Origin of the sequence: Kitasatospora sp. NPDC048545, from assembly GCF_040651155.1 — a bacterium.
In the GTDB taxonomy this organism is placed as follows: Bacteria; Actinomycetota; Actinomycetes; order Streptomycetales; family Streptomycetaceae; genus Kitasatospora.
In genome coordinates this window covers 1-22463 of sequence record NZ_JBEZIQ010000028.1, presented here as the reverse complement: position 1 = coordinate 22463, position 22463 = coordinate 1, and the positions used below count along the sequence as shown (strand labels likewise).

At 73.5% G+C, this 22463-nt stretch carries 27 protein-coding genes and 1 pseudogene; all 28 read left to right on the top strand.

What is annotated here, in order from left to right:
* The first annotated feature begins 91 nt into the window (after positions 1 to 91).
* The 28 genes and pseudogenes from AB0D10_RS25190 (at position 92) to AB0D10_RS25055 (ending at position 21974) form a co-directional block, all read left to right on the top strand.
* Complete coding sequence (locus AB0D10_RS25190; RefSeq protein ID WP_360260274.1) at positions 92 to 1000, top strand: hypothetical protein; 909 nt, start codon at positions 92 to 94, stop codon at positions 998 to 1000.
* Positions 997 to 2451, top strand: a complete 1455-nt coding sequence (locus AB0D10_RS25185; protein WP_360260271.1) for a DNA cytosine methyltransferase — start codon at positions 997 to 999, stop codon at positions 2449 to 2451. The genes AB0D10_RS25190 and AB0D10_RS25185 overlap by 4 nt, the downstream gene beginning before the upstream one ends.
* 90 nt (positions 2452 to 2541) lie before the next feature.
* Positions 2542 to 2736, top strand: a complete 195-nt coding sequence (locus AB0D10_RS25180; RefSeq protein ID WP_360260268.1) for a hypothetical protein — start codon at positions 2542 to 2544, stop codon at positions 2734 to 2736.
* The gene (locus AB0D10_RS25175) at positions 2733 to 3857 is read left to right on the top strand and encodes a DnaB-like helicase N-terminal domain-containing protein (RefSeq protein WP_360260265.1); all 1125 of its coding nucleotides are present in this window, start codon (positions 2733 to 2735) and stop codon (positions 3855 to 3857) included. Before AB0D10_RS25180 ends, AB0D10_RS25175 begins: the two co-directional genes overlap by 4 nt.
* Before the next feature lie 15 nt (positions 3858 to 3872).
* Entirely contained in the window at positions 3873 to 4463 is a 591-nt protein-coding gene (locus AB0D10_RS25170; protein ID WP_360260262.1) for a hypothetical protein, read from the top strand.
* 16 nt (positions 4464 to 4479) lie between these two features.
* Positions 4480 to 5016, top strand: coding sequence for a hypothetical protein (locus AB0D10_RS25165; protein ID WP_360260259.1), 537 nt, complete (start codon positions 4480 to 4482; stop codon positions 5014 to 5016).
* A 207-nt stretch (positions 5017 to 5223) separates the two neighbouring features.
* Positions 5224 to 5652, top strand: coding sequence for a hypothetical protein (locus tag AB0D10_RS25160; protein ID WP_360260256.1), 429 nt, complete (start codon positions 5224 to 5226; stop codon positions 5650 to 5652).
* Between the two features lie 498 nt (positions 5653 to 6150).
* Positions 6151 to 6948: a hypothetical protein gene (locus AB0D10_RS25155; protein WP_360260253.1), complete on the top strand. Its 798-nt coding sequence runs from the start codon at positions 6151 to 6153 to the stop codon at positions 6946 to 6948.
* Positions 6949 to 7122: 174 nt separating this feature from the next.
* A pseudogene (locus tag AB0D10_RS25150) lies at positions 7123 to 7467 on the top strand (DNA cytosine methyltransferase); the annotation flags it as partial.
* Positions 7391 to 7921 carry a hypothetical protein gene (locus AB0D10_RS25145; protein ID WP_360260250.1) on the top strand — a complete coding sequence of 177 codons (531 nt, stop codon included), beginning with the start codon at positions 7391 to 7393 and terminating at the stop codon, positions 7919 to 7921. The pseudogene AB0D10_RS25150 and the gene AB0D10_RS25145, both read left to right, overlap by 77 nt.
* A 44-nt stretch (positions 7922 to 7965) precedes the next feature.
* Complete coding sequence (locus AB0D10_RS25140; RefSeq protein WP_360260248.1) at positions 7966 to 8199, top strand: hypothetical protein; 234 nt, start codon at positions 7966 to 7968, stop codon at positions 8197 to 8199.
* Positions 8200 to 8296: 97 nt separating this feature from the next.
* The gene (locus AB0D10_RS25135) at positions 8297 to 8629 is read left to right on the top strand and encodes a hypothetical protein (protein ID WP_360260245.1); all 333 of its coding nucleotides are present in this window, start codon (positions 8297 to 8299) and stop codon (positions 8627 to 8629) included.
* The gene (locus tag AB0D10_RS25130) at positions 8544 to 8882 is read left to right on the top strand and encodes a DUF4913 domain-containing protein (protein ID WP_360260242.1); all 339 of its coding nucleotides are present in this window, start codon (positions 8544 to 8546) and stop codon (positions 8880 to 8882) included. The genes AB0D10_RS25135 and AB0D10_RS25130 overlap by 86 nt, the downstream gene beginning before the upstream one ends.
* Positions 8883 to 8894: 12 nt before the next feature.
* Positions 8895 to 9644 (top strand): hypothetical protein, encoded by a 750-nt coding sequence (locus AB0D10_RS25125; protein WP_360260239.1) that lies wholly within the window; start codon positions 8895 to 8897, stop codon positions 9642 to 9644.
* The gene (locus AB0D10_RS25120; protein ID WP_360260236.1) at positions 9641 to 10150 is read left to right on the top strand and encodes a hypothetical protein; all 510 of its coding nucleotides are present in this window, start codon (positions 9641 to 9643) and stop codon (positions 10148 to 10150) included. The genes AB0D10_RS25125 and AB0D10_RS25120 overlap by 4 nt, the downstream gene beginning before the upstream one ends.
* Positions 10151 to 10185: 35 nt before the next feature.
* Positions 10186 to 11022, top strand: a complete 837-nt coding sequence (locus AB0D10_RS25115; RefSeq protein ID WP_360260233.1) for a winged helix-turn-helix transcriptional regulator — start codon at positions 10186 to 10188, stop codon at positions 11020 to 11022.
* Positions 11023 to 11123: 101 nt separating this feature from the next.
* Entirely contained in the window at positions 11124 to 12233 is a 1110-nt protein-coding gene (locus AB0D10_RS25110) for an MFS transporter (RefSeq protein ID WP_360260230.1), read from the top strand.
* 63 nt (positions 12234 to 12296) lie between these two features.
* Entirely contained in the window at positions 12297 to 12995 is a 699-nt protein-coding gene (locus tag AB0D10_RS25105; protein ID WP_360260227.1) for an HAD family hydrolase, read from the top strand.
* 74 nt (positions 12996 to 13069) lie between these two features.
* Entirely contained in the window at positions 13070 to 13618 is a 549-nt protein-coding gene (locus tag AB0D10_RS25100) for a hypothetical protein (RefSeq protein WP_360260224.1), read from the top strand.
* Between the two features lie 11 nt (positions 13619 to 13629).
* Positions 13630 to 14028, top strand: a complete 399-nt coding sequence (locus tag AB0D10_RS25095; protein ID WP_360260221.1) for a hypothetical protein — start codon at positions 13630 to 13632, stop codon at positions 14026 to 14028.
* A complete protein-coding gene (locus AB0D10_RS25090; RefSeq protein ID WP_360260218.1) occupies positions 14025 to 14903 on the top strand; it encodes a hypothetical protein in 879 nt (292 codons plus the stop codon). The genes AB0D10_RS25095 and AB0D10_RS25090 overlap by 4 nt, the downstream gene beginning before the upstream one ends.
* Positions 14904 to 15006: 103 nt before the next feature.
* Positions 15007 to 15777, top strand: a complete 771-nt coding sequence (locus tag AB0D10_RS25085; RefSeq protein WP_360260215.1) for a hypothetical protein — start codon at positions 15007 to 15009, stop codon at positions 15775 to 15777.
* A 181-nt stretch (positions 15778 to 15958) separates the two neighbouring features.
* Positions 15959 to 16174: a hypothetical protein gene (locus AB0D10_RS25080; RefSeq protein ID WP_360260473.1), complete on the top strand. Its 216-nt coding sequence runs from the start codon at positions 15959 to 15961 to the stop codon at positions 16172 to 16174.
* 287 nt (positions 16175 to 16461) lie between these two features.
* Entirely contained in the window at positions 16462 to 17472 is a 1011-nt protein-coding gene (locus AB0D10_RS25075; protein WP_360260212.1) for a hypothetical protein, read from the top strand.
* A 120-nt stretch (positions 17473 to 17592) separates the two neighbouring features.
* Positions 17593 to 18732: an AAA family ATPase gene (locus tag AB0D10_RS25070; protein ID WP_360260470.1), complete on the top strand. Its 1140-nt coding sequence runs from the start codon at positions 17593 to 17595 to the stop codon at positions 18730 to 18732.
* Complete coding sequence (locus AB0D10_RS25065; protein WP_360260209.1) at positions 18729 to 20528, top strand: VWA domain-containing protein; 1800 nt, start codon at positions 18729 to 18731, stop codon at positions 20526 to 20528. The genes AB0D10_RS25070 and AB0D10_RS25065 overlap by 4 nt, the downstream gene beginning before the upstream one ends.
* A 312-nt stretch (positions 20529 to 20840) precedes the next feature.
* Positions 20841 to 21161: a DUF317 domain-containing protein gene (locus tag AB0D10_RS25060; RefSeq protein ID WP_360260206.1), complete on the top strand. Its 321-nt coding sequence runs from the start codon at positions 20841 to 20843 to the stop codon at positions 21159 to 21161.
* A 390-nt stretch (positions 21162 to 21551) separates the two neighbouring features.
* Positions 21552 to 21974 carry a hypothetical protein gene (locus tag AB0D10_RS25055; RefSeq protein WP_360260203.1) on the top strand — a complete coding sequence of 141 codons (423 nt, stop codon included), beginning with the start codon at positions 21552 to 21554 and terminating at the stop codon, positions 21972 to 21974.
* The last annotated feature ends 489 nt before the right edge of the window (positions 21975 to 22463 follow it).

Sequence of the window (22463 nt, the reverse complement as noted above, 5' to 3'; positions counted from 1 at the left end):
CGCCGAGACCCTGCCGCCGGCCCGGCACACCTCGCCGCCGACCGGCCCGTCGCGCCGCCGCTGAGTCCGCCGTCCCCTCACCCACCAGGAGGTGTCCGCCCTGGATCCCTGGCGCATACCCGTCGACCGGGCAACCGCCCTGCGCCTGATCTGCCCGCTGCCGGACGGAGCGGTCGCCGGAGTACAACAGGTCGCCCGCCGTGGCGACTTCGTCATCACCGCCGTCCTCACCCAGACCATCCGTCACGACACGTGGGACGGCATCCGGATCGGAGTCGGCTCTCCCTGCGGCGGCGAGGTCGCCGCGAACTGGTTCGGCTTCGCCGAACACCAGGTCTTCGGCGAGGCGGGGCGTCTTCGCGAGGCCGGCCACCACGAACTCGACCGCGTCAACCAGGCGCGCCTCCTCCAGTACGACCGCATCCGGGCCGGACGCGTCCGCGACGCCGTCGACGTCTACACCGCAGCCGTCGCCTCGCCGGCGCCCCCCGAGTTCGCCGCCTCGGCCCGCCTGGGCGCCTTGGACGGCCTGGCCCGACGCCTCGACCACGTCGGCTCCACCTACCCGCACGTCCTCGCGGGCCGGTCCTTCATCCACGCGGAGATGCTGCGCGAGGTCCACTCGGAGCTCCACCACGACCTCCTCCCGCTGACCGGAGAGTGCCAGGCCGCCGACAACGCCCCACTCGGCCTGACCAACGGGCTGGCCGCCATGCGCAAGCTGGCCGAGAGCCTGCTCGAACTGGCCGTCAGCGCGGACTCCGCCGAGCACCCAGCAGGTGCCCACTTCCGTGAGCAGGCCCAGGCGCTGGCCGCGATCGACGAGCAGATCACCGCGGACTACGCACGGTCACTTGGGTCCGCCACGGGCGATCGGGCCACCGCCGCTCGCCGCAGGTCGCTGATGATCGCCGCCGAAGGCACCCCCGACGGTCCGGTCGCGGAGGCTGCCCCGCCCACCGGGCTGCAGGCCCGGGCAGTGGGGCGGCCGGTGCGATGACCTACCGGTACCCCGAGATCCCGCCGCGCGACTTCCGGCCCCGCCTGTCCACCGCAGATGACCTGCACTGGCCGGACGAAGGCCCGCAGATGGGCCCGTGGACGCACAGCGAACTCGTGGCCCTCGCCTACCCGTGGCCGGTCGCCTGGCTGTTCCCCCCGCAGCCCGGGGAGCCCCAGCGCGTCGTCAACTTGTTCGCGGGGGCGGGCGGCTGGGAGCAGGGCCTGCGCGTCCTCGACGCCGGCACCGAAAGGTTCGACGTCGTCGGTGTCGAGATCAACTTCGACGCCTCGGCGACGGCGGTCGCGGCCGGAGGGCGGCGGATCGTCGCCGATGTCCGGAGCCTGGACCTGGCCAACCCGGCGCTGCGCTACGTGGAAGGGCTCACGGTGAGCGCGCCCTGCCAGGTCTGGACGCCCGCCGGCCTGCGGCAGGGGCACCAGGATCACAACATCGAGCTGCTCCTCGACACGTTCACGATGGCGTGCGAGGCCACGTTCGGCCATTGGCACGACAGCGGGGAATGCGACGAGGCGGCCGACTGCGGCGTCTGCTCGGACCCCGAGTGGGACGGCTACGGCGGGTTCACGGGTCCTCTCCTGACCTACGACGAGGCGCGGTCGCTGGTGCCGCAGATGAGCGACGAGCGCATCGGGCTGATCGCCGAGACGCTGATCTGGTCGCTCACCCTCACCGCCCGGTACGACAACCTGCGCTGGCTGGCGATGGAGCAGAGCAGCGCCCTGCCGGAGATCGTGCTGGACGCCCTGCGCGACGAGCTGTACACCGCCGACTGGTGCAGTGCCAGCTACCGCGTCCTGGACGCCGCCGACACAGGCCTCGCCTCCCACCGGCGACGGGTCTACCTGGTCGCCGGGCGCCACCACTACGTCAACGTCGAGGCGATGCACCCGGCTTCGCCCATGCCGCAGCGCACGGCGGCGCAGGCGCTCGGCTGGCCCGAGGGCGTGCGCGTCAACACGCGCGGAAACAGGAAGACGTCCGGCGGCAACGAGTGGAGCGCGGACAAGGTGGCGCCGGGCATCACCAGCAAGATCCGGGGCTGGTACTGGGCCCACGACAAGGAACGGCGCTTCACGGTGCCCGAGGCGGCGCTGCTGGTCGGGATGCCCGCCGACTACCCCTGGACCGGATCGCGCAGCTCCGCCACCCAGCAGCTCGGCGACATTGTCGCCCCGACCGAGGCCGCCCGCGTGGTCGGTGCCCTGCTCAACATGCCGTGGCAGGACAAGGTCGACCACTACCTGGCTCAGATCTACGGTCCGGACAGCCTGGCCCTGGCCGCGCCCCGCGAGGCGCCGCCGACCTCCGATCGGGCGGCGGCGGCCACCGCCACCTCGCAGCAGGTCGAGACGCTGCCCGGCTTCGAGGACTGGCTCGCCGGCGCGACGCCGGCCGCCCCTCGCGGTGGCGCGGCCCGCCGCCGCTGACCGGAACACGCGCCGCGGCCCGCCAGCCGACACCCCTTTCTCCTGCCGCTCCCTCCACATCTCCTTCCCCCCAGACGACTTGAGCTCCTGGTGACCTACTCCCCCCTCCCTCGCAACCCCGCCGTCGCCGAACTGCCGATGCCCATCGCACGGGTCGACGGCCGATGGCACCTGGCCATCGGCCGCGGCAGCGTGCCGATCCACGACGAGGCGCTGGTCCGCGACCTGCAGACGCTCAGCACGCTCCTGGCGCCCGCCCCCGCCCGAACGGACGCGGGCCGGTGAGCGCGACCAGCCGCGACCTCAGCCCGCAGCTGCACGCAGAGCAGGCCGCACTCGGGTCCTGTCTCCTCGATCCCAGGCAACTCGCCCTCCTGGGACCATGGTTGGAGCCGAGGCACTTCTACCGCCCTGCGCACGTCGCGTTCTTCGCGCTGCTGCTCGACCACCAGGCCGCCGGGCAGCGGGCGACCACCGAGGACGCCCGGCGCGACTGGGCGCTCGAAGTGATCGGCGTAGCCCGCCGGACGATCCCCGGGTTCGCCGCCAGCTACGGCCACACCCTGGTGGCCGCCTGCCCCTCCTCCGCGCACGCCGCTGCCTACGGCCGGATGGTGCTGGAGACCGCGGTGCGCCGGTCGCTGGAGGAGCACGCCCACCGACTGCTGGCCGCCGCCGAAAGCGGTTCGGTGCAGGACACGCTCGAACTGACCGGCACACTGCACGCGGTGATCGAGCGCCTCGCCGCCGCCTGGGGGCCGATCGAGACCCGCTCCCGGCACCCCCTGCCCCAAGCGGCGCCCTCCTGCGACGGTCGCGCGGCGCAGGCCGCCTGGGACCACCAACGGATGCTGCTGTCCACGCTCATCGGCGCCGCCGGCCAGGTCGGACCGGTCGCGTCCTGGCTGACCGAGGCCGACTTCGTCGACGACGGCCACCGCGTGGTGTTCCAGGCCATGGCCGCGCTCGACCACCGCGGCGAGCCGGTCGACGAACTCACGGTGCTCTGGGAGGTCCAGCGCCGTGGCGCCCTGGCCGAGGGCACGATCAGCGTCGCACAGGTCCGCGACCTGCTCGACCCGGTCCCCGGCGACCCGGCGTACTGGGCCGAGCAGGTGCTGCACTGCTCGCTGCTGCGGGCCTCGGCGACCTCCGCCGGCATCGTCCGGGTGATGGCCCTGGACGCCTCCGTCGGTGCCGGCCGTCTGCTCGGTGCGTCCCTGCGGGCACTTGAGCCCGCCGACCGGCTGCGCGAACGCCACCGCGCCGCCACCGGCACCAGCGGCCCGACCCGCTCCGGCCCGCTGGTCCTGGGAACCCGCCGCCAGGACGCTGCCACCCGCTCCTCCACGCCGGCCGACCGCCCGAACCACCCCGCGGCCGAACCCGCCCGCCCCCGCCGCTGACTGCCCGGAGAGTACGTGCCCCTGCCCGATCCGAACACCCGATCCGCCCAGCGGCTGCGCACGGCCGCCGACCGCGCCGAGGCCCTTGAGGCGGCCCTGCCCCGCGCCTGGCGTGAGGAGGGCCTGCCCGGCCTGCCCGAACTCGCCGCCCACGCCACCGCGATCCGCGACCACCACCAGCAGGTCCTCGACTCCGCCGCAGCGCTGACCTCACGCCCGCACCCCACGACCGCCGACCGGGCCGAGACCCGGGCGCTGAGCACCGCCGCCGAACACCTCGGCGCCGCCACCGCGGCCATCAGCAGGGCCGCGACCATGGCCGCCCGGCTCCACGAAGCCGACGGTCTGGGCAGCCCGCGTGCCGCCGAGACCCGCGAGCGAGCCACCCAGCACCTGAACCTGGGCCTCTCACACGCCCGGCTCGCACTGCGCGAAACCACCGAGCAGCTGCGCCGCGACGCCGTGCTGCTCACCGGCCCGGACCCTGAACGGACCGCGCGCCGTCTCGCGGCCATCTCCCGCACCGTCGCGCCCAACGCCCGCGTCCTCGTGTCCCCCGCGAGGACGGCCGACATGCCCCGGCAGGCTGCCGGGCGCCGCCGCTGAATCCCGGACCACCGCCATGACCAGCACCCCCGCCACCTACCGGGACGACCTCACCGCCATCGCCCGGATGCTGCGCCTGCTCGGCCGAACCACCGCCCCGGCCCCCGGCCAGGGCCAGCAACCGCCCGACCCGATCATGATCCTGGGCCGCTCCGGCCAGGCCGCGGGCTTCATCCGGCACTGCGCGGACAACGCCCACCGCTGGCGGGAGATCGACGCATCCGGCAACCCCTCGGCCCCCGCCCTGGCCGCCGGATTCACTGCGGCGGCCCTCCACGCCGCGACGGTCAACCAGCATCTGGCGAAGGCCGCCGGCCTCGCCGTCACGCTCTCCCTGACCGAGCGCGGCGCCCCCCGCACCGCTGCCGAAGCCCGCTACAAGCGCCGCCACGTCGCCGCGGCCACCGCTCTCGCCGCCGCGGAGGCAGAAGCCGACCTCGGCCACGACCGCGTCCTCGAACTCGCCAACCGCATCGTGAGCCAGCCCGCGCCTGCGCGGCCCGAACCGGCACACGCGACTGCCGCTGCCCCTGCTGCCAGGAGCCGCCGTTGATCGCCGATCGCGCCGAGGACGTGGCGCGCTACCTGCGCGCCCTGGCCGACGACGTGTCCGCGCAGGCTGGCGCCACCGCGACGGACCTGCCGCATCCCGTCGCCGTGGCCCAGCGGCTGGAGCGTCTCGCCCTTCTCCAGAAGGACGCGGCCTTGAACGCCGGTCAATACGGCCAGGGCTCGCCGGAGCCACCGAGCGCCTCGGGCGTTGGCACGGTGCATTTCGCGACCGCGGCGGCCCGGCTGGGCCTGGCCTGCGCCGTCCTCGGGGGAGGCGAGCGCCCACCTCCACCATCCCGCCGCCGGCCTCGACGAGCTGGTCCTGCGCTCCACGATCAGCCAGGGACTGGAGAGCGTGCGCGTCACACTGACCGGCCTGGCCACCGACCTGCACCTGGCCCACGTGGCCGTCGCGCAGGGACCTCCATGGCCGCCGCCTCCGGCTCCCGCCGCCTTCGCCCCCGCAGGCACGGCCGGTCCCACCCGCCCGACGGACCTTCCGCCCGCCGCCGGCGACCACGAGCTCCGGGCCGACGCCGCCAGGCGCCGCACCCCGAACCTCGTCATCGTGGCACCTCCCGCGACCTCCGCCACGCCCGGACCGTCCGCCACCGTCCTGCCCTTCCGCCGCACCTGACCGCCCGCCACCCCGCCGACCCCGCTCCCCGGAGGCACACCACGCCCACCCCTGCTCCGACCGTCGACGACTACCAGCAGCGCCTGCGCCAGGTCGCCGCGCAAGCCGACGCCCTGGCCGAGAAGCTGCCCGGCGCCTACGCCGCCACCGGCCCCGGCGTCCCCGACGCCTCCGTGGTCGCCATGCACCTGGGCGCGCTCCAGTTCGTTCAGACCAGCACCCTGGCCGCTGCGGAACTGGCCTCGGCCATCCCGCTGGATCCCAAGACCACAACCCCGGCTCGCCGCACGGCGATCGCCCTCGGCCATGCCCACACCCGCGTCGTCACCGCGACCCAGCAGCTCAGCGTCCTCTTCCAGCACTCCCTGGCCGCCGATGTCTGGGCGATGCCCGAGACCCAGCCGGTGAACCCGGCCGAGTTCTACACCGCCGCCCAGCACCAACTCGCCGCCGCCGCGCGGGAGCTGCGCATCGAGGCGGACCGGCTCCCCGCCGCGGGTGCGTCGCACGTTCCCGCGCAGGCACGGCCGCAGGCCGCCAGGAGCATCGGCCAGCGACTGCGCGGCGCCTTCGGCCGCCGCTCCGCCGAGCCTGCCGCCGTCACCGCCCTTCCCCGCAGCGCCACCACCGCCCGCCACTGAACCCCGAGGACCCGATCTGCCGTACGTCACCCCTGTCGAGACCCAGACCCTCTGGCTGCTCGGCCTCGCCAACGACCTCCACCTCCACAGCGAGGAGCTGTTCAGGATCTACTGCCACCGCGACCCCCAGATCGAGCGCCTCACCGCGGCGCTGGAGGGCCTGGGCAAGACCCAGGAGGCCCTGCTGTCGAACGCCACCGACCCCCCGCCCGCCGAGTCGACCGCGCCGGAGGACATCGCCTGGCGGCGCTGCACCGTCGCCTACGCCTACGCCGGCCTGCTCACCGCGAAGGCGACGCTGCGTGCCCAGCCCGCCCTCGTCGCCGCCGTGCAGATGCGCCTCAACCCCGTGCCGCTCTACCACTACTCGCCCGAGCGGAGCGCCTACTTCAAGGGGCTGTCCGCCACCCGCGAGGTCCTTGACGAGGCCACGTGGAAGCTCAGGGAGGTCGCCGAGCACCTGACCGGCCCGGAGCCCGACCTGCTCAAGGCCGTCACCGGCGAGTTCGCCCACAAGGTGGTGCGCAGCGCCGCCGTCTCCCAGCGTCCCACCACGCCGAAGACCGCCGCCGAGGCCGCCGGGCCCGCCGCCACGGTGGTGCTCGCGCCCGCCGCCTCGGTCCGCAGCGCCGCGTCCAACGGTAAGCGCCGGTGACCGCGCCGGGCGGCGCCTGGCCGCGGATCGGCAGCATGTGCAGCGGTTACGGCGGTCTGGACCTCGGCGTCCAGGCCGTGCTCGGCGGCGAGGTGGTGTGGCACGCCGAGGTGAACCCCTCCGCCGCCCAGATCCTCTCCCACCACTGGCCTAGAGACGCCGAATCTCGGCGACATCACCGCAGTTAACTGGTCGAGCGTCCCTCCGATCGATGTCCTGGCAGCCGGTTTCCCGTGCCAGGACCTGAGCGTGGCCGGCAAGCGCGCCGGCCTGGTGGAGGGCACCCGCTCCGGACTGTGGCTGACCATCGCCCGCGCGATCGACGTCCTCAAACCTCAGATGGTGGTGATCGAAAACGTCCGCGGAATCCTCTCCGCCCCTGCTGCCGCGCCAGCCGATGGCGATCTGGAATGCCCGTGGTGCGGTCTGGGAGGCGGCGGAGGTGAGCCTGCTCTGCGGGCACTCGGCGCGGTTCTCGGAGACCTGGCCGACCTCGGGATGGATGCGCGGTGGACGGTGCTACCAGCGTCCGCCGTCGGAGCACCTCACCGGCGCGAGCGCTGTTTCCTCGTCGCCTGGCCTTCCGACCCCGCGGGCGCGCGATGCCAAGGGGCCGGATGCCTGGCGGCAGGACCTGGGCCACACGGTGACGCTGCTCAAGACCCCGACGTCCAACTTGGGTGCGATCGGCGGCTCGCAGCACCCGGACAAACGCCGCTCGGGCGGGCACGGCCCGAACCTCTCGGACGAGGTGGAGCACCTGTTGCCGACCCCGAAGGCAAGCGACGGGACGCACGGGGGACCGAACTCACGCGGCTCCAAGGGCGACCTGACGCTGCCTGCGGCGGCGGCCCGGCTGCCCTCCGCGAGGCCCGGCCCGGCGAGCGCCCCGCAGCGCACGGCAGGGGAAACGATCCTGCGCCCGCCGATGCAGACCGCTCTGCCGATCGGGAAGAGCACCGGGACGCACTGAACCGCTGGGGCCCGTACGGGTCGGCCATCGCCCGCTGGGAGCGCGTGACCCGTCCGGCGCCCGATCCCACCGACGCCCGCGGCCGGCTCGCCCCGGAGTTCGTCGAGTGGGTCATGGGAGTGGGGCCCGGCCACGTCACGGCCGTCCCGGGGCTTTCCCGATCCGCCCAGCTGACCGCCCTGGGCAACGGCGTCGTCCCCCAACAGGCCTCCCGAGCCTTGCAGTTGCTCGACGCCTCCGCACTGCTCACCGCCGCCCGCTGCTGCGGGCGGCGGTGAGCCGGCCGCGCTTATACCTCAAGATCGGCCGAATACGTTCGGCCGATCTTCGCTGATTCTCGTGTCATCACCCGAGAACGAAAGGCCTTCCCTTCCCGTGACCGCACCCGAGCCCGACGAGGGCGGCGAGCCGAGGACCGGCTACTCCGACGCCCAGATCGAGGTCCTGTCCGCGAAGCTCGCCGCACTCGCGACGTCCTTCGACGCCCAGGCCGAGCAGTTGGCGAGCATGTCGACGGCCCTCGACCCGGAGGACGACGACCCGGCCGCCGCCCCGGCGGGCGCCGAGCCGATGTTCATCGTCGCCTTCGACGATCCCGCCTACTACAAAAGAGATCGCACTGATGACCCCGTGGGTCGACGAGATCTTCACGAAGATCTACGGACCCGAGACCACGGCCTCGCGCCCCTGGTGCGTGCGGTGGCCTGAACACCCGGAAGCCGTGGCCCGCCTGCACGCCCTGTGGCTGGCCTGGCAGGCCGCCATCGACCCCGAGTCCGGGGCGGCCGGCCCCTCGTCGTGGCAGCGCGACCACCTGGAACCTGCGCTGATGAAACTGCGCTCGGCCGACGGCCCGTTCGCCGCGTGCACCAGCTCCGGCCACGTCAGCCACCGCCTCCTGGAGCACCCGGCGCTGACCGACCCCGACTCCCTCACGTCCCTCACCCTCACCGCACCCTGATCGGAGGCATCCGTGCCCGACCTCAACCTGCCCGGCTGGCAGCCCGCGGACGACGCCTCCGCCCGTATCCAGGCGCACTTCCTGATGGCCGAGGAAGCGTACGACCTGCTCACCGAGGCCAGCCACGAGGAACTCGGCGGCAACGACGACTTCCTGCTGTACGAGGACCTCAACGCCTACCACGAGGCCGGCCGCCCCGCCGTCGCCGCCCACCTGCACTACAACACCGACGCCCGCACGTTCACCCTCGACATCGAACGCACACCGACCTTCTCGATGGCGACGGCCTGGCTCGTCGAACGCGGCGCCGATCAGGACATGTTCCTCCACAGCACCGGACACCCCGGCGCCCCGGCGGACGAGCGCAGCGCCAAGGCCGCCGAACGCTTCATCGACACCAACGCCCGCTACCGGCTGGAGGAGTACGCCGTCGAGCCCGGCGAGACCTGGGCGATGCTGCGCGACACCACCGCCGCCGGCGCCGAACGCCCCTACCTGCTGCAGATCGAGGCCGGCGACCCGGAACACGGCTACACCCTGCGCGAGGGAAGCTTCTCGTCGCCGCAGGAGGTCCAGCAGTGGCTGGAGCAGCGGCGCACCGCGCTGCCGCCCGTGGCCGGCGCCGACGTTCCCCTGGTCTACAGCCCGCAGGCCAGCGCGGCGCGTACGCGTACCGCCGTCGCGCCCGGCAAGGCCGCCGCCTCCGAGCCCGTACCGGCTGCGGCCCTGGCGGCGAGGGCCGGCCGGCGGGCCGTTCGGTGACCGACATCTGGCCGGGCGTGGCCTTCAGTGCTCACCCGGAGTCCCTCGGCGACCTGCTCGCCGCACCGGCCGACGTGCGAGACCTGGCGCTGGAGTACCTCGACCGGCTGCTGCGGGCCGAGATCCGCGGTCCCCTGCTCGACCAGCAGGGCGAGCGCGACCTGCGCGGCGCCCGCAAGCTCTATCTGGACGAAGCGCTGGACTTCCGGCTCGTTTATACGGAGCAGCGGGCGCCGCACAACCCACGTCGGCTGACCGGGATCCACCTGGTCGCAGTCGGGGAGCGCCGCAATGTCGCGGTGTACAAGACCGCGGCCCTGCGCATGCAGCAGGAGCGCCAGCGACAGTCCGCGGTCCAGGAGGTGCGGCGCGGGATGCCTGCCCGTTTCCAGGCCGCCCTTGCCTCTTCCGTCTCCCGTCCTTCCCCCGCCGCACAGACCGCCGCCGCCGATACCGGCGTTCCGACCCCCGTGGTCGCCGCCCCGCCCGCAGCCCAGCGCCGCTGATCGTCCAACCCTGCGTCACCCGAACGGAGTTCTTCATGCCCGCGATCGACACCGCGACCGTGTACACCCGCGCCCAGCAGGCCGCCGAGGCCCTCGCCGCCCGGTGGGCGACCCGGGTGGTGCGCGCCGTCCCCCGAACCGGCTCCGCCCGGCCGGCCGAGGTCCTCGCCGCCGCGCCGGTGATCCCCTCCGCGACGCTCTACTGGGCCTCCTCCGTGCTGGTGGAGGCCGGTGTGCTCGTCAAGGTTCCGGTCGCGGGCCGCTCCCGCTACGGTCTGGCACTCACCGACGCCGGGCGGGCGTTGACGCCTGTGTACGACGCCGCGCTGGCCTGGGCCAAGCGTCACCCCGCCCCCGGAGCACCGGCGATGGAGGCCCCGGAGGTGATCGAGGAGGTCTTCGGGATCCTCGCGAGTCCGCTGGCCGCGCCGCTGCTCGCGGAGCTGTCCTGGCGCGAGTCGATGTCGTACCAGGAGCTGACGGCGGTGCTGCCCGCTGAGACCCACCGGCTGCTCCACCACCGCCTGGCCGTGCTCGTCCAGCGCGGGCTGGTCACCCGCACCGGCACCCGGCGCACCTACCGGTGGTCGATCAGCACCGCCGGGAACGAGATGGCGAGCGTCTTCGTGGCGCTGTCCGCGTGGGCGCAGGAGTCCCTGCGCGCTGGGGAGGAGGCCGCCGAGCCTGCCGTCGCGGCCGGCGAGCCGGTGGCCCTGCGAGCGGAGGCCGCCGTGGGTGAGGCGGTGCAGGACGCTCTGTTCGCCGCCGTGGGCGAGCGGATGGACACCGCCGGTCTGCGCAGCGCCACGCTGCGCCTGGAGTTCTCCCACGCCCCGGACCGTCAGCCCGCCCCGGTGCTCGCCGCTGCCTGACCTCGCCCGCGCCGCACCACTGTCCGCCCCGATCCGAAGGCCGAACCCTGTCCACGAATCCCGCGCTCCGCCGAGTACTTCGGGCGCCCCACGTCTCCGTGATGCTCACCGCCACCCTCGTGGGCCGGCTGCCCACCGCCATGGCACCGGTCGCTCTGCTCCTCGCCGCCCGCGCCGATCATGCCGGTACCGGCCTGGGCGCCGTGCTCGCCGCCGTGTACGCGCTGACCGGAGCGATCGGCCAGCCGCTGCTGGGCCGGGCCGTCGACCGCACCCGCCTGTCCGTCGTCGCCCTCACCGCGGCGGCCCTGGCCGGAGCGGCGTTCAACGCGCTCGCCCTGGTCGGGCCCGCCCGCAACCCCGCGCTGGCCATCGGCCTGGCGGCCGTCGCCGGTCTGGCAACGCCCCCTTTGGAGGCCGGTCTGCGGGCCATGTGGCCACGCCTGCTGGACCGGCGCGACCAGGACGCCGCGTTCGCCCTCGACAGCGCGAGCCAGCCGCTCGTCTTCGTGGCCGGACCGGTCGTCGCGACCGTCCTGTGCCAACTGGTCTCGCCCGCCGCGGCGCTGAACTTCTGCGCCGCCGCAGGTCTCGCCGGCACCGCGGTGGTCGCCACCCGTCGCCCTGCCCGAAGCCGCCAGCCCGCCGGGGAGCCCGTCCACTGGCTCGGCCCGCTGCGCTCGCACGGCCTGCTCGTCCTCCTGGGCGCCGCCACGCTGCTGGGCGTGGCCCTGGGCTCGATGAACGTCTACGCCCTCGCCCTCGCGGACAAGGCCGGCAGCGGCTGGTACGCCGGCCTGGTGCCGACCGCGCTGTCGCTGGGCAGCCTGATCGGCGGGCTGCTGTGGTGGCCCGCCAACCAGGCCCTTCAGAGCGTCGCGATCCTGTTCGCGGCCCCCTTCGTGCCGTTCCTCCTCGCCCCGTCCGGGCCCGGCGCCGTCGCCCTAGCGATCATTCCCGGTCTGTACCTCGCCCGTTGGCTCACGATGGCCTTCCAGCTCGGCGACCGGCTCGCCCCCAGCGGCACCAAGACCGAAGCCGCAGCGTGGCTGATCGCCGTCATCGGCCTCGGAAGCGCGGCCGGCACCGCCCTGGCCGGGCAGATCGCCGTCCACGGGCCCGAGACGACCGCCACCGTCCCGCTGGCGGGAGCTGTGGGTGCCGCCATCACGCTCAATCTCGGCCGCCGCCTGATCTCCTCGCCCTCCTAATCGCACCGCGCACCGGCCGCCACGCCGTCGTCCCCGCTCGAACTCCACGTCTGGATCCACTTCTTGACTTTCAGCACCGCCCACATCTCCACGCCCGTCACGATCGTCTGGGACTGGAATGGCACCCTTCGCAACGACGTCGACGACCACCTCGCCGCGCTGAACGCGACCCTGCCGGACCTCGGCCACCCGCCGATCACCCTGGAGCGGTACCGCGCCGAACACCGCTCTCCCATCCGCTCGTTCTACGACGCCCTGCTCGGACGCACCCTGTCCGACCAGCAGTGGCACGAGGCGGACGACGCCTTCCTGGAGGTCCTGGACCGGCGCCCGGTCCGTCTCCAGTCCGGCGTACGGGAGATGCTGCTGCACCTGCGGGCGCGCGGGGTGCGCCAGAGCCTGCTCTCCCTGGCGCCGCACGAGCGCCTGGTGAAGGAGGTCAGCACGGTCGGCATCACCGGTCTGCTGATGCGTGTCGACGGCCGCCGAGGGCCCTCGGTCCCGAGCAAGGCCCCCGCACTGGCACGCCACCTCGCGGACCTCGGGCCGGACGTCGACCCGGCGCGCACCATCGTCATCGGCGACTCCGTGGACGACGCCGTCGCGGCGCTGTCGGTCGGCGCGATCCCGGTCCTGCACACCCTCGGACTCCACTCCGCCGAGCGGCTGGCCACCGCCGGAGTCCCCGTCGTCGACACGCTGGAGGACGCGGTCGTCCTGGGCCTGGCCACCATCGCCGAGCAGCGGCTGGCCACAGCATGAGTCCCACTGCCGGGCGTCCCGCCGCCACAACGATCCCCGCGGGCAACGGCTCTAAGCCCGACGCGAAGGAGACTGTGCCCTACGCCGGCGAGGCGCTCGTCCAGCGCCGTCTCGGCGTCGGCCGGAAGGAGCTGTGGCGACGGCACCCCGACGGGATTGCGGGCGAGTTCGCTGACCTCGTCGACTTCCAGGCCGGCCGCCTCGACTCCGTCGACCGCGAACTGCGGTCCGCAGCTGCTTCTGTCGGCAAGTGGCTCGCTCAGATCGCCGAGGGCGACCACTACCGGATGGACAGCCTCGGGACGCTCAAGTCCGAAGCGCTGGAGCTGGAAACGCTCGGAGCCCGCTACGGCCAGATCGTCGAGGTTCTGGAGTACTCCATCTCCGCCTACCAGCGCGCCGTTCCGACCACGTTGCTTGCTGACGACGCCCGACGACAGGCGGCGCGGACGGGTCGGCAGCCGCCACCCGCACCACCTCGCCCGGCGGCAACGACCCCGACCAGCCGCACCACCCTGGAGACGCCCATCGCCGCCCAACCCCTCGACGCTGACGCCGTCGTCCAGGTCAGCCCGCCCACCTCGCTCCGGGCGCAGGAGAGCGCCCAGCCCCGAACCCGCTGACCACCCACCGTTTGCCCGAAGGAGTCCACATCCCCGCCGACCTCCCGCGCCCTCGCCGCCGGCCACGCACCGCCGAGGCCCGCACCGTCCAGCTCTCCGTGCGGCTGACCCCCTCCGCGATGCAGGCCATCCGCGAACGTGCCGCCACCGAGCGGCTCACCCCGGCCGGATTCGTCGCCAACGCCGCCCTGACCGCAGCGCTGGCCGCCGACCCGGTCGGGCATCCGGACTCCGACCCGCGACGCCCGCTCGTCGAGGCCCTCGACCGGATCGCCGACGAGCTGCGGGAGGCGAGCGACACCGCACGGGCGAGCGCCGACGTGGACACCGCGGTTGCTGCACTGGCCCTGCTGCCCGCCCTCGGCGAGCGAACCCATGCGGCCCTCGACGCCGTGATGGAGGCCGCGTGATCCCCGACATCTCCACGGGCAACAGCATCCGCCCGCTGCTGGCCTACCTCTACGGCCCCGGCCGCCGTGAGGAGCACGAGGATCCGCACCTCGTCGCCGCCTGGAACCGTCACGGTGCTCCCGATCCGGGCCGCGATCCAGGCGCGACCGTCGGCCGCCTGGCTGCCCGCCTCGACCAGCACGCCCGGCTGCGGGAAGCCGAGTTGGGGACGATGCCCCCGAGCAGGGTGTGGCACTGCTCGGTACGCGCGGCACCGGAGGACCCACTGCTGACCGACGGCCAGTGGGCCCAGGTCGCACACCGGATCGTCCGGGCGACCGGCCTCGCGCCCGAGCGGCGCGCCAGCTGCCGCTGGGTAGCCGTGCGGCACTCCGTCCACCACATCCACATCACTGCCGTCAGCGTCAGGCCGGACGGTTCCCGCCCGGCTATGCACAGGGACCAGGTGCGCGCCCAGGCCGAGTGCCGGGCGATCGAGGCCGAGTGGGGCCTGCGCCCCGTCGGCCAGGGTCCGCGCGCCACCACCAGCTACCCGACCACCGCCGAGATCATCAAAGCTGAGCAGCAGGGCTGGGCCGAGCCGTCCCGGGTCTGGCTCCAGCAGCGGATGCGCCGCGCGCTCGAAGGGGCCGCCACCGTGGACGACTACGCCACGGCCCTGGTCGCCGACGGCGTCCAACTGCGCTGGCGCACCGACGATTCCGGCGCGCGGATCGGATACAGCCTCGCGCGCCCCGGCGACACAGGGACCGGCGGGCAGCTGCTGTATTTCGCTGCCGGCCGCCTCGACTCCGCGCTCACCCTTCCGCGCTTGCGCGACCTCCTGCCCACCGAGGCAGCCCACCAGCCGGTGCCTGCCGCCTCCGGCCCGTAGCCGCCACAGCGACCAACGCTCCCCGCCGTGCACGCAGCCCGGTCCGGCTCTATGCCTCATCGCCCGCCCCGGGCCAGCACCTGAACCGAGGAACCGCCCCTACTTGCCGACCGTCGCACCACCCGCCCCGTACGTCCTCGCCTCTCCCGCTCACCTCGCCGGCCCCGGCGAGGTGGACATCGCCTACGAGCTAGCCGCCGAGTTCGGCTGGTACCGCCCGTACTACGCCCCGACCAGCACGGTCCTCATCAGCGACCAGGAGGGCCTCGCTCTCCTCCGCGAGGACCGGCAGTGGAACTTGGTGGGCCCCGACTGGCAGGTCCGCTTCTGCGACCGTGCCCCGGCGGAGGTCTCCCTGGCCATCCTTCGTGAGGCAGACGCCACGGAAGCCGCGCCCGCCCTTCCCGGGCCGCGCATCGTCGGCCATCGCGCCACCGCCGCCTTGCTGTCGGCCGGCTGGTCGGCCCACGACCGTGACGGCTACCACCTCGTCGCTGCTCCGGACCGCCGCGCTGCGCTCTCCTTCCCCTTCAACGCCCCCGATCCCACGGTCATGCTGACCGGCGCGGCCCAGAAGGGCGTGTGGACCGTGCAATTCAGCCCCACCGCGCCCGACGCCCTGCTCACCACGGCGGCCACCACCCTCCTGACACCCGTGCAGCGCCGCCCCGAACAGCTCCCCGAGCGAGCCGGGGCTCGGCTGAGCACTACGGTCCGCACCAGCAACGGCCCGGCGGACCGCCCCGGTCGATCTGCTGCCGCCTGCGCCCGCGGCTCCTCGTCCATCTCCCTGGCCGGCGGCCAGGCCGAGACCGGAACCCGGGCAGCGGCCGAACGGGCCTCCGCGGCGCCACGGCCGCCGCGCCGCCGTTGACCGTCCCCGAGTCCCGCACCCCCCGAACCGACATCACGGAGAATTCCTGACCTCGAATCCTCGCGACTCCGTTGCCAACGTCAAGGCCAGCGCTGCGACACTGCACGAAATCGCCGACCACCTCACCACAGTCCACGAGGCGGCGGCACCAGCAGAGCGCGCGGCCCAGCCGTTCGCGCCGATCCGGCACACCAACACCGGCGAGATCACCACCACCGGCTACAACGCCGCCGCCCGGCGGATCCTGCTTCAGGCCGGCTTCGAGGAGACACCTGGCTGCGCCTGCCCAGCGACGGAAACCAGCACGGACCGCACGCGCGGGCCTGCTCGGCAGCCAGCGAGCTGCTCGCCGCCGGCCAACCCGTGCGCCTGCACTGAGCACTCGGCCAGCCGGTGAGCGCCGACGGTACGCCCCTGCCGAGCACGCCCGTACAGACCAGAGACCAGACCTCCCAGGCCGAGGCCGTCCGCACCGCCGGCCCAGCCGGGGCCCGGGCCGCCGGGCGAACCGGCCCAGACGGACCCCGCGAGCGGGCCGACCTCGCCCCCACGGTCCCGGTGATCCTCCCGCCCCTATACCTCCGACGGCTGTCCCTGCCCGCTTGGGTGACCGGCAGGAGCGCCCGGATCGGCTCGAACTCACCAGCAACCTCGCCGTGCGCGCCCCTACTCCTGGCGGCCTCCTTGCCCACCGACACCGACATCGACCCGCTGGTCGCCACCGACCGGGAGGTCACCGTCGTCACCCCGTCACCGATCGCGCTGCCGCCGCTACCGCCCGCCGCGCCCCGAACGGTTCCAGCGGCACCTCAACGTCCCCCGAGAACACCGGAGAATCCCATCACCGACGTCACCGAGCCACTCCTCGCCATTGACGAGGCCCTCCAGGTCGAGGACCTCGAAGCCCACACCGAGGAGGACAAGCGCAGGTGGTGGGAGTTCGCGTACGAGCGGAACATCGGCGTCCTGGCCGTGCAGAACACCACCAACCCGCACACACCGCTGCTGACCGACTCCTACCTCGTCGTCCACGACGGCACCATGACCTGGGACATCCCCGGCTCGGAACAGCTCGCCGGAATCCACGTCCAGCGCGACCTCGGCGCCGGAACGTTCCGGCTTGAGTACCAGCGGGCGCCGATTGTGGCGCTCGCGCAGAACTGGCTCGTCTCCCGCGGCGCCGACCTCGGCCAGGTGACACCGCACGACGAGAGGCTTCCGACCTGCGACCAGCCCAGCCGCGCACTGGAGCAGCGACTCGCCCAGGCCGGCGACAGGTACTGGATCGCAAACTCGTACACCTCCGACCTCGTCCTGGACCCCGCCCACTCCTCGGGCGGCCCGCCCAGCAGCAACGAGGACCTGGTCTACGACTTCAACACCTGGATCATCGCCGAGGACCAGCGGCCCGCGGCCGGCGAACACCCCGTCCGGGTGTTCTACGAGGACGTCGACTACCTCGGCCGCACCTACACCCTGCGGGAGGGCGGCTTCCCGGACCTCGATGCGGCCTTCGAGTGGACCCGGCGCGCTGGCGCGCCGGACAACCCCCTCCCGCCCGTCGAGGTCTTGAGCGCCCGCAGCGCCGCGGCCCGCGCCACCAGCCCCGCCGCCGCTGCCAGCCCTGCCGCGGCCGTGGCCCCGGCCCCGCCCACCACCAATGACCAGACCGTCACCCACCCCCGCACCCGGTGACGGACCCCCAGGAGTGCCAACTCTGCCCGCACGCCAACCCGTTGGAGGATCCTCGCTTTGACCACGCCCGGACCGCCCGTCAAAACGGCACACGCCAAGCCCGGCGAACTGCGGGCCAAGGTGGCCCGAATGTTGGCCGACCGGCCGGCAGACCCACTCACCATCGGGGAGATATCCAAGGCCCTGGGCCACTCCCACGGTGCTGTCCAGCAAGCGGTCACGACCCTGGTGCGACGCGGCGAGGCCGACCAGCTCGGCGCCGGAAAGCAGTTCCGCGCGAACGGGAAGACCGCCGCAGCCGCGCAGGCCGCGGTAATCAGCCCACCGGGCACCCACTCTCCCCGCGCCCAAGCGGCCATGGCCCGCACGACCCCTCCCGCAGCGACCACGCCCAAGCAGCCCGGCCCGATCCGCCGCGCGGGCGGCCAGCTCTACCACCCCCGGGAACTGGCCGACCTGCCCGACGTCGAGGCCTTGAATCGTCTACGCGACGCCGACGTGCCGGTGCTGCTCTACGGTCCCCCTGGAACCGGCAAGACCTCCCTGGTGGAGGCCGCCTTCCCGGACCTGATCACCGTCGCGGGAGACGGCGACACCACGGTCGGCGACCTGATCGGCGATTACACGCTGGACGACAGTGGGGGCTACGTCTGGCAGTACGGTCCGCTGGTCACCGCGATGACCGAGGGCCGCGCCCTGCTGATCGACGACGCGACCCTGATCTCGCCCAAGGTCTTGGCGTCGATGTATCCGGCGATGGACGGGCGCCGCCAGATCCAGGTCAAGGCGCACAAGGGGGAGACCGTCCAGGCCATGCAGGGCTTTTTCGTGGTCGCGGGCCACAATCCGGGCGTGCACGGCGCCGTTCTGACGGAAGCGCTGGCGAGCCGGTTCAGCGTGCAGATCCAGGTCGGCACGGACTACGACTTGGCCTTGGCCCTGAAGATCGACGCCCGGGTGGTCCGGGTCGCCCGAAACCTCGCCCGCCAGGTCGAGCTCGGCGAACTGGGCTGGGCGCCCCAATTGCGGGAGCTGCTCAGCTACCAGCGGACCGAGGCGGTCCTCGGCACCAAGGCCGCGCTCGGGAACCTCGTCGGGATCGCTCCTCTGGAGGACCGCGACGCCGTCGCCGCCGCGGTCAGCAAGATTGCCGGCGTCCAGCAGGTCGCGCCGCTCACCCTGGGTCGGCAGCTCTCCGCTTCGGCCGCCCAGCAGCCGCCAGGCAGCACCAGCTCCGCCCAACGGGGCCGCTCGCGATGAGCGCCCACCACCACATCCAGTCCTCCGTCACCTCGCCCGAGGACGACGCCGACCTCGCGCGCTGGGACGACGACGGCGCCACGCCCGCACAGCCACCTTCTTCCCCGACCACGTGGCTGCGCGTGGGAGCCGAACTCGGCGATCGGCTGGTCGCCCTGTCCGGCCGCCAGGACCTGCTCGTCACCTGCCGCCCCGGCACCCGCTCCGGGGCACCCGCCGCCTACTTCCCCCACCTGGCGGAGATCGAGTTCGACGCCGGTCTGTTCGCCCCCCTCCAGCCCCACGAGGTCCGTCCGCGGATCGTGGGCGACGAAGAGCACTATCCCGCTGCCTGGGGAGTGTTCGTCCACGAGGCCGCCCATGCAGCCCACTCCGTATGGGAGCCGCCCGCCGACGCAGAAGCCCGCGTCGTCAAGGCCGCCTTCCTGCTGGAGGAGAGCCGTGCCGAAGGCGCACACCTGACCAGGCGGCCCACCGATCGCAGGTACCTGCGCACCAGCGCCCGGACCCTGGTCATGCCCGACATCGCCAACCCCGACTTCCAGGGCATCGAGCAGGCCGCCAGCACGGCGGCCCTCATCCTCGGTCGCCGGGACGCCGGCATCCTGGACGCCGACGAGACCAAGGCCGTCGCCGATCTGTGCGAAACGGTCCTGGGCGCCGACCTGTTGGCCACCCTCACCGGCATCTGGACCGCGGCCCACCAGTGCGCCGACCACGACGCCACCACCATGCTCGCGCACGCCCAGGACTGGTGCGACGCCCTGGACACCGCCGCCCCTGTCCAGCCCATGCCAGAGGACCTCACCGATCTGCTGTCCGCCGCCGTGACGGTCGTCGCGGACAACATGGACGCCAACGACGCCGCCGACCTCGCCGCGGCCAACGCCGCCACCAACGCCCTGGCCGCGCGGTCCAAGGCCCAGGCACAGGACCGCGCCCAGCAGGCCGGCCAGCGCCGCAAGGCCGCCGCCACCGCCAAGTCGGTCTTCAACGCCCGTGGCACCACCGTCAGCCCCGACGGCACACCGGCGCCCCACGGCAGCCCGATCACTGGCACCCGCAAGCCCACCGCCGCCGAGCAGAGCGCCGCCGCGCGCCTGAGCCGCGCCCTTCGCGCCGCCGCCTATCGCGAGCGCACCGAGGAGCGGACCACCAGCCCCACCCCGCCCGGCCGCCTCAACATGGGCCGGGCCCTCGCCCGCGACGCCCAGCGCGCCGCCGGATCGATACCCACCGCAGAACCGTTCACCGTCACCCGCCGCCGCAACTCCCCCACCCCACCGCTGCGCGTGGGCATCGCCGTTGACGTCTCCGGCTCCATGAGTGCCGCCTGCAAACCCGTCGCGTCCGCTGCCTGGATCGTGGCCCGCGCAGCGGCCCTGACCGACCCCGACTCCCGCACCGCCACCGTCGCCTACGACCATGATCTGACCGCACTCACCCGACCCACCCACCGGGCGCCAGAGCGCGTGACGACGTTCGATGCCAACGGCGGCAGCCACAACCTCGGCGACGCCATCGACGCACTCGACCACGGCCTCGACCTCAGCCGCCCCGGCGCCGGCCGCCTCCTCGTGATCGTCACCGACGCCCATTACTCCGGCGGCGAAACCGCTCAGGCCGTCACCCGCATCAAACGCCTCACCGCCGCCGGCTGCGCCGTACTCCAGCTCACCCTCACCCAGGAATCCCTCCACCTGCCAGGGACCACCCTGCTTCACCTGCCCCGGCCCTCCAGCGCCCCCGCCGCCATCGCCAAGGCCGCCACCGACGCCATCCGCAAAACACGCTGAGACGCCGTCACACGACCGCGATGATCAGACGCAGAAGCCCCTGACCGCCAGCTGCGCCAACTTCACCAAGACGAGTGGTCCACCACCGGCCAGGCTCACCGAGACTCCGCCGGGTTCGTCGAGGCAGGACAGCAACGCCCAGGCCCAGCCGATCATTCGGCTGGGCCTGCATGCGTTCGCCCGCGGCAGACAACCAGCGGAAGAAGCCCGACAGGACTACGCGAAGCGGGGCACTCCAAGCAAACATGGACGACCGCCCACCCGCTGCGAGGAAGGTGCTCCCTCCTGTCCATCGTGCTCTCCGCCCCGCCCGTGCCCGGTCTCCGCCCCGGCGACGCGATCCCCCATCGAGCCTGGCTGCTCGGCGAGGGAAATCCGAACGACCTCAACGCCTTTCTGTATGAGCACGGTTGGTCCTGGGTGATCGACGCGGACGGCGGACTGCACGCCGCGTCCCCGTGCACGCGGGTGTACCTCGGGTACCAGCCGGACAACCCGAACGTCGACACCTGGATCATCGCGTTGAGCGGCACCGCCCGGCAGGACGGCTGGCGTGCCGGCTTCAACCGCCACACCCCCGTCGAGATCGTCCTCGCCGCGCTGCAAGCCCTCGTCGAGCACCCGGGTCGCTGAACCCGCTTGCCTCCCCACTGCCCTTACCTCCGCACGAAGGGGTCCTCATCTCCAACCTGCGCTTCAACCGAAACCGCCGCCGACTCCTGCACCGCATCGAGGCCGCCGAGTGGCTGACCGGCTGCGCCGTCTACGTCAGCCTCCTGCACGCGGTGATCCTCTGGCCCTCCTGCGCGCTGCTCTCCGCCAGTGCTGCCATTGGCGCCGCTCAACTTGCGGTGGTCTACCTCCTGCTGTGGTCGATGCCCCCGCTTGTCGCCGACACCTCCACCCCGCGCCTTCCCCGCCCCCGCCGACCGATCCGGTGACCCGCCGGGCGTCGGGCCCCTGCGCCCGGCGGCCAGCCACGGCGCTCCCGCGTCGCGCCATCCCACCGACCTCGGAGGCGAGTTGCCCGACGACCCCGACCACCCCGGTCTCGACCGCACCCCGGCAGCTGCCAGTCGCGCCTTCGGCACCGCCTACGGCCCGCCGGACAAGGACGGCCTCCGTACGCGCTTCAGCGTCATCGGCTATCTCGCACCGGCCGATCGCTACCTGATCGTCCCGCTCGGCAACCGGATCACCGTCCGAGCTGACGGGCCCCTCCCTCCGCTGGGCCACAGCGGCTGGGTCTGCCCCGACGACCTGCACGAGCTCGTCGTCGCCCACCCGGTCCGCACCCGGAGCGGAGGCCGGACCATCTGCCACCACCACGTCGTGCCCACAACGCCCGCGACCGTATGCCGCACCTGCCTGATCCGCCCGCCGCAACCGGGCTGCCGCTTCTTCCGCACCTCCCGCTACGCTCCTATCTCCGAGGAGGAGTCCTGATCTTCGTCCCTGCCACCCGCCGTCAGCTGCGCCGCTCCGCGGTGGTGCTCACTCCGGTCGTCGCGTTCTACGGGGTGACCGCCGTCGCATGCGCGACCCTGCACCGGCCCGCCGCTACCGCCTTCGGGCTGTTCGGGCTCGCGAGCGGCGTGCTCGTTCTCCACTGGATCGCCCGAAGCCTGGACCGCGATGCGGACCGCAGGGTCCGCGGGTGGCTTGCCGCTCGCGACGCGGCTGGGGTGGCGGAGATCGCCTCCGGGACCGGTCTGCGCCCGGCCACGGTGAGACTGAGCCTGGCCAGGCTCACCGCCTCAGGCGCTGTCGTCGCCCGGGCGGAGGCGGCGGTCTACCGAACCGCCGGGTGAACCCTCACCCGGGAACGCCGAAGGGCGGTGCCCGCGACAGCCGCCCGGCGCCGGCCGCCCCCATCACCGGGCAGAACCCGCTGCCCGGCATCCCGGCCGACGGCCCGGTGCACAGCTGGTTCGG

What these genes read in the sequence shown, in the direction of transcription:
- AB0D10_RS25185 (WP_360260271.1), top strand. Translation starts at nt 997, where the DNA reads ATGACCTACCGGTACCCCGAGATCCCGCCGCGCGACTTCCGGCCCCGC.
- AB0D10_RS25165 (WP_360260259.1), top strand. Translation starts at nt 4,480, where the DNA reads ATGACCAGCACCCCCGCCACCTACCGGGACGACCTCACCGCCATCGCC.
- AB0D10_RS25130 (WP_360260242.1), top strand. Translation starts at nt 8,544, where the DNA reads ATGACCCCGTGGGTCGACGAGATCTTCACGAAGATCTACGGACCCGAG.
- AB0D10_RS25115 (WP_360260233.1), top strand. Translation starts at nt 10,186, where the DNA reads ATGCCCGCGATCGACACCGCGACCGTGTACACCCGCGCCCAGCAGGCC.
- AB0D10_RS25110 (WP_360260230.1), top strand. Translation starts at nt 11,124, where the DNA reads ATGCTCACCGCCACCCTCGTGGGCCGGCTGCCCACCGCCATGGCACCG.
- AB0D10_RS25065 (WP_360260209.1), top strand. Translation starts at nt 18,729, where the DNA reads ATGAGCGCCCACCACCACATCCAGTCCTCCGTCACCTCGCCCGAGGAC.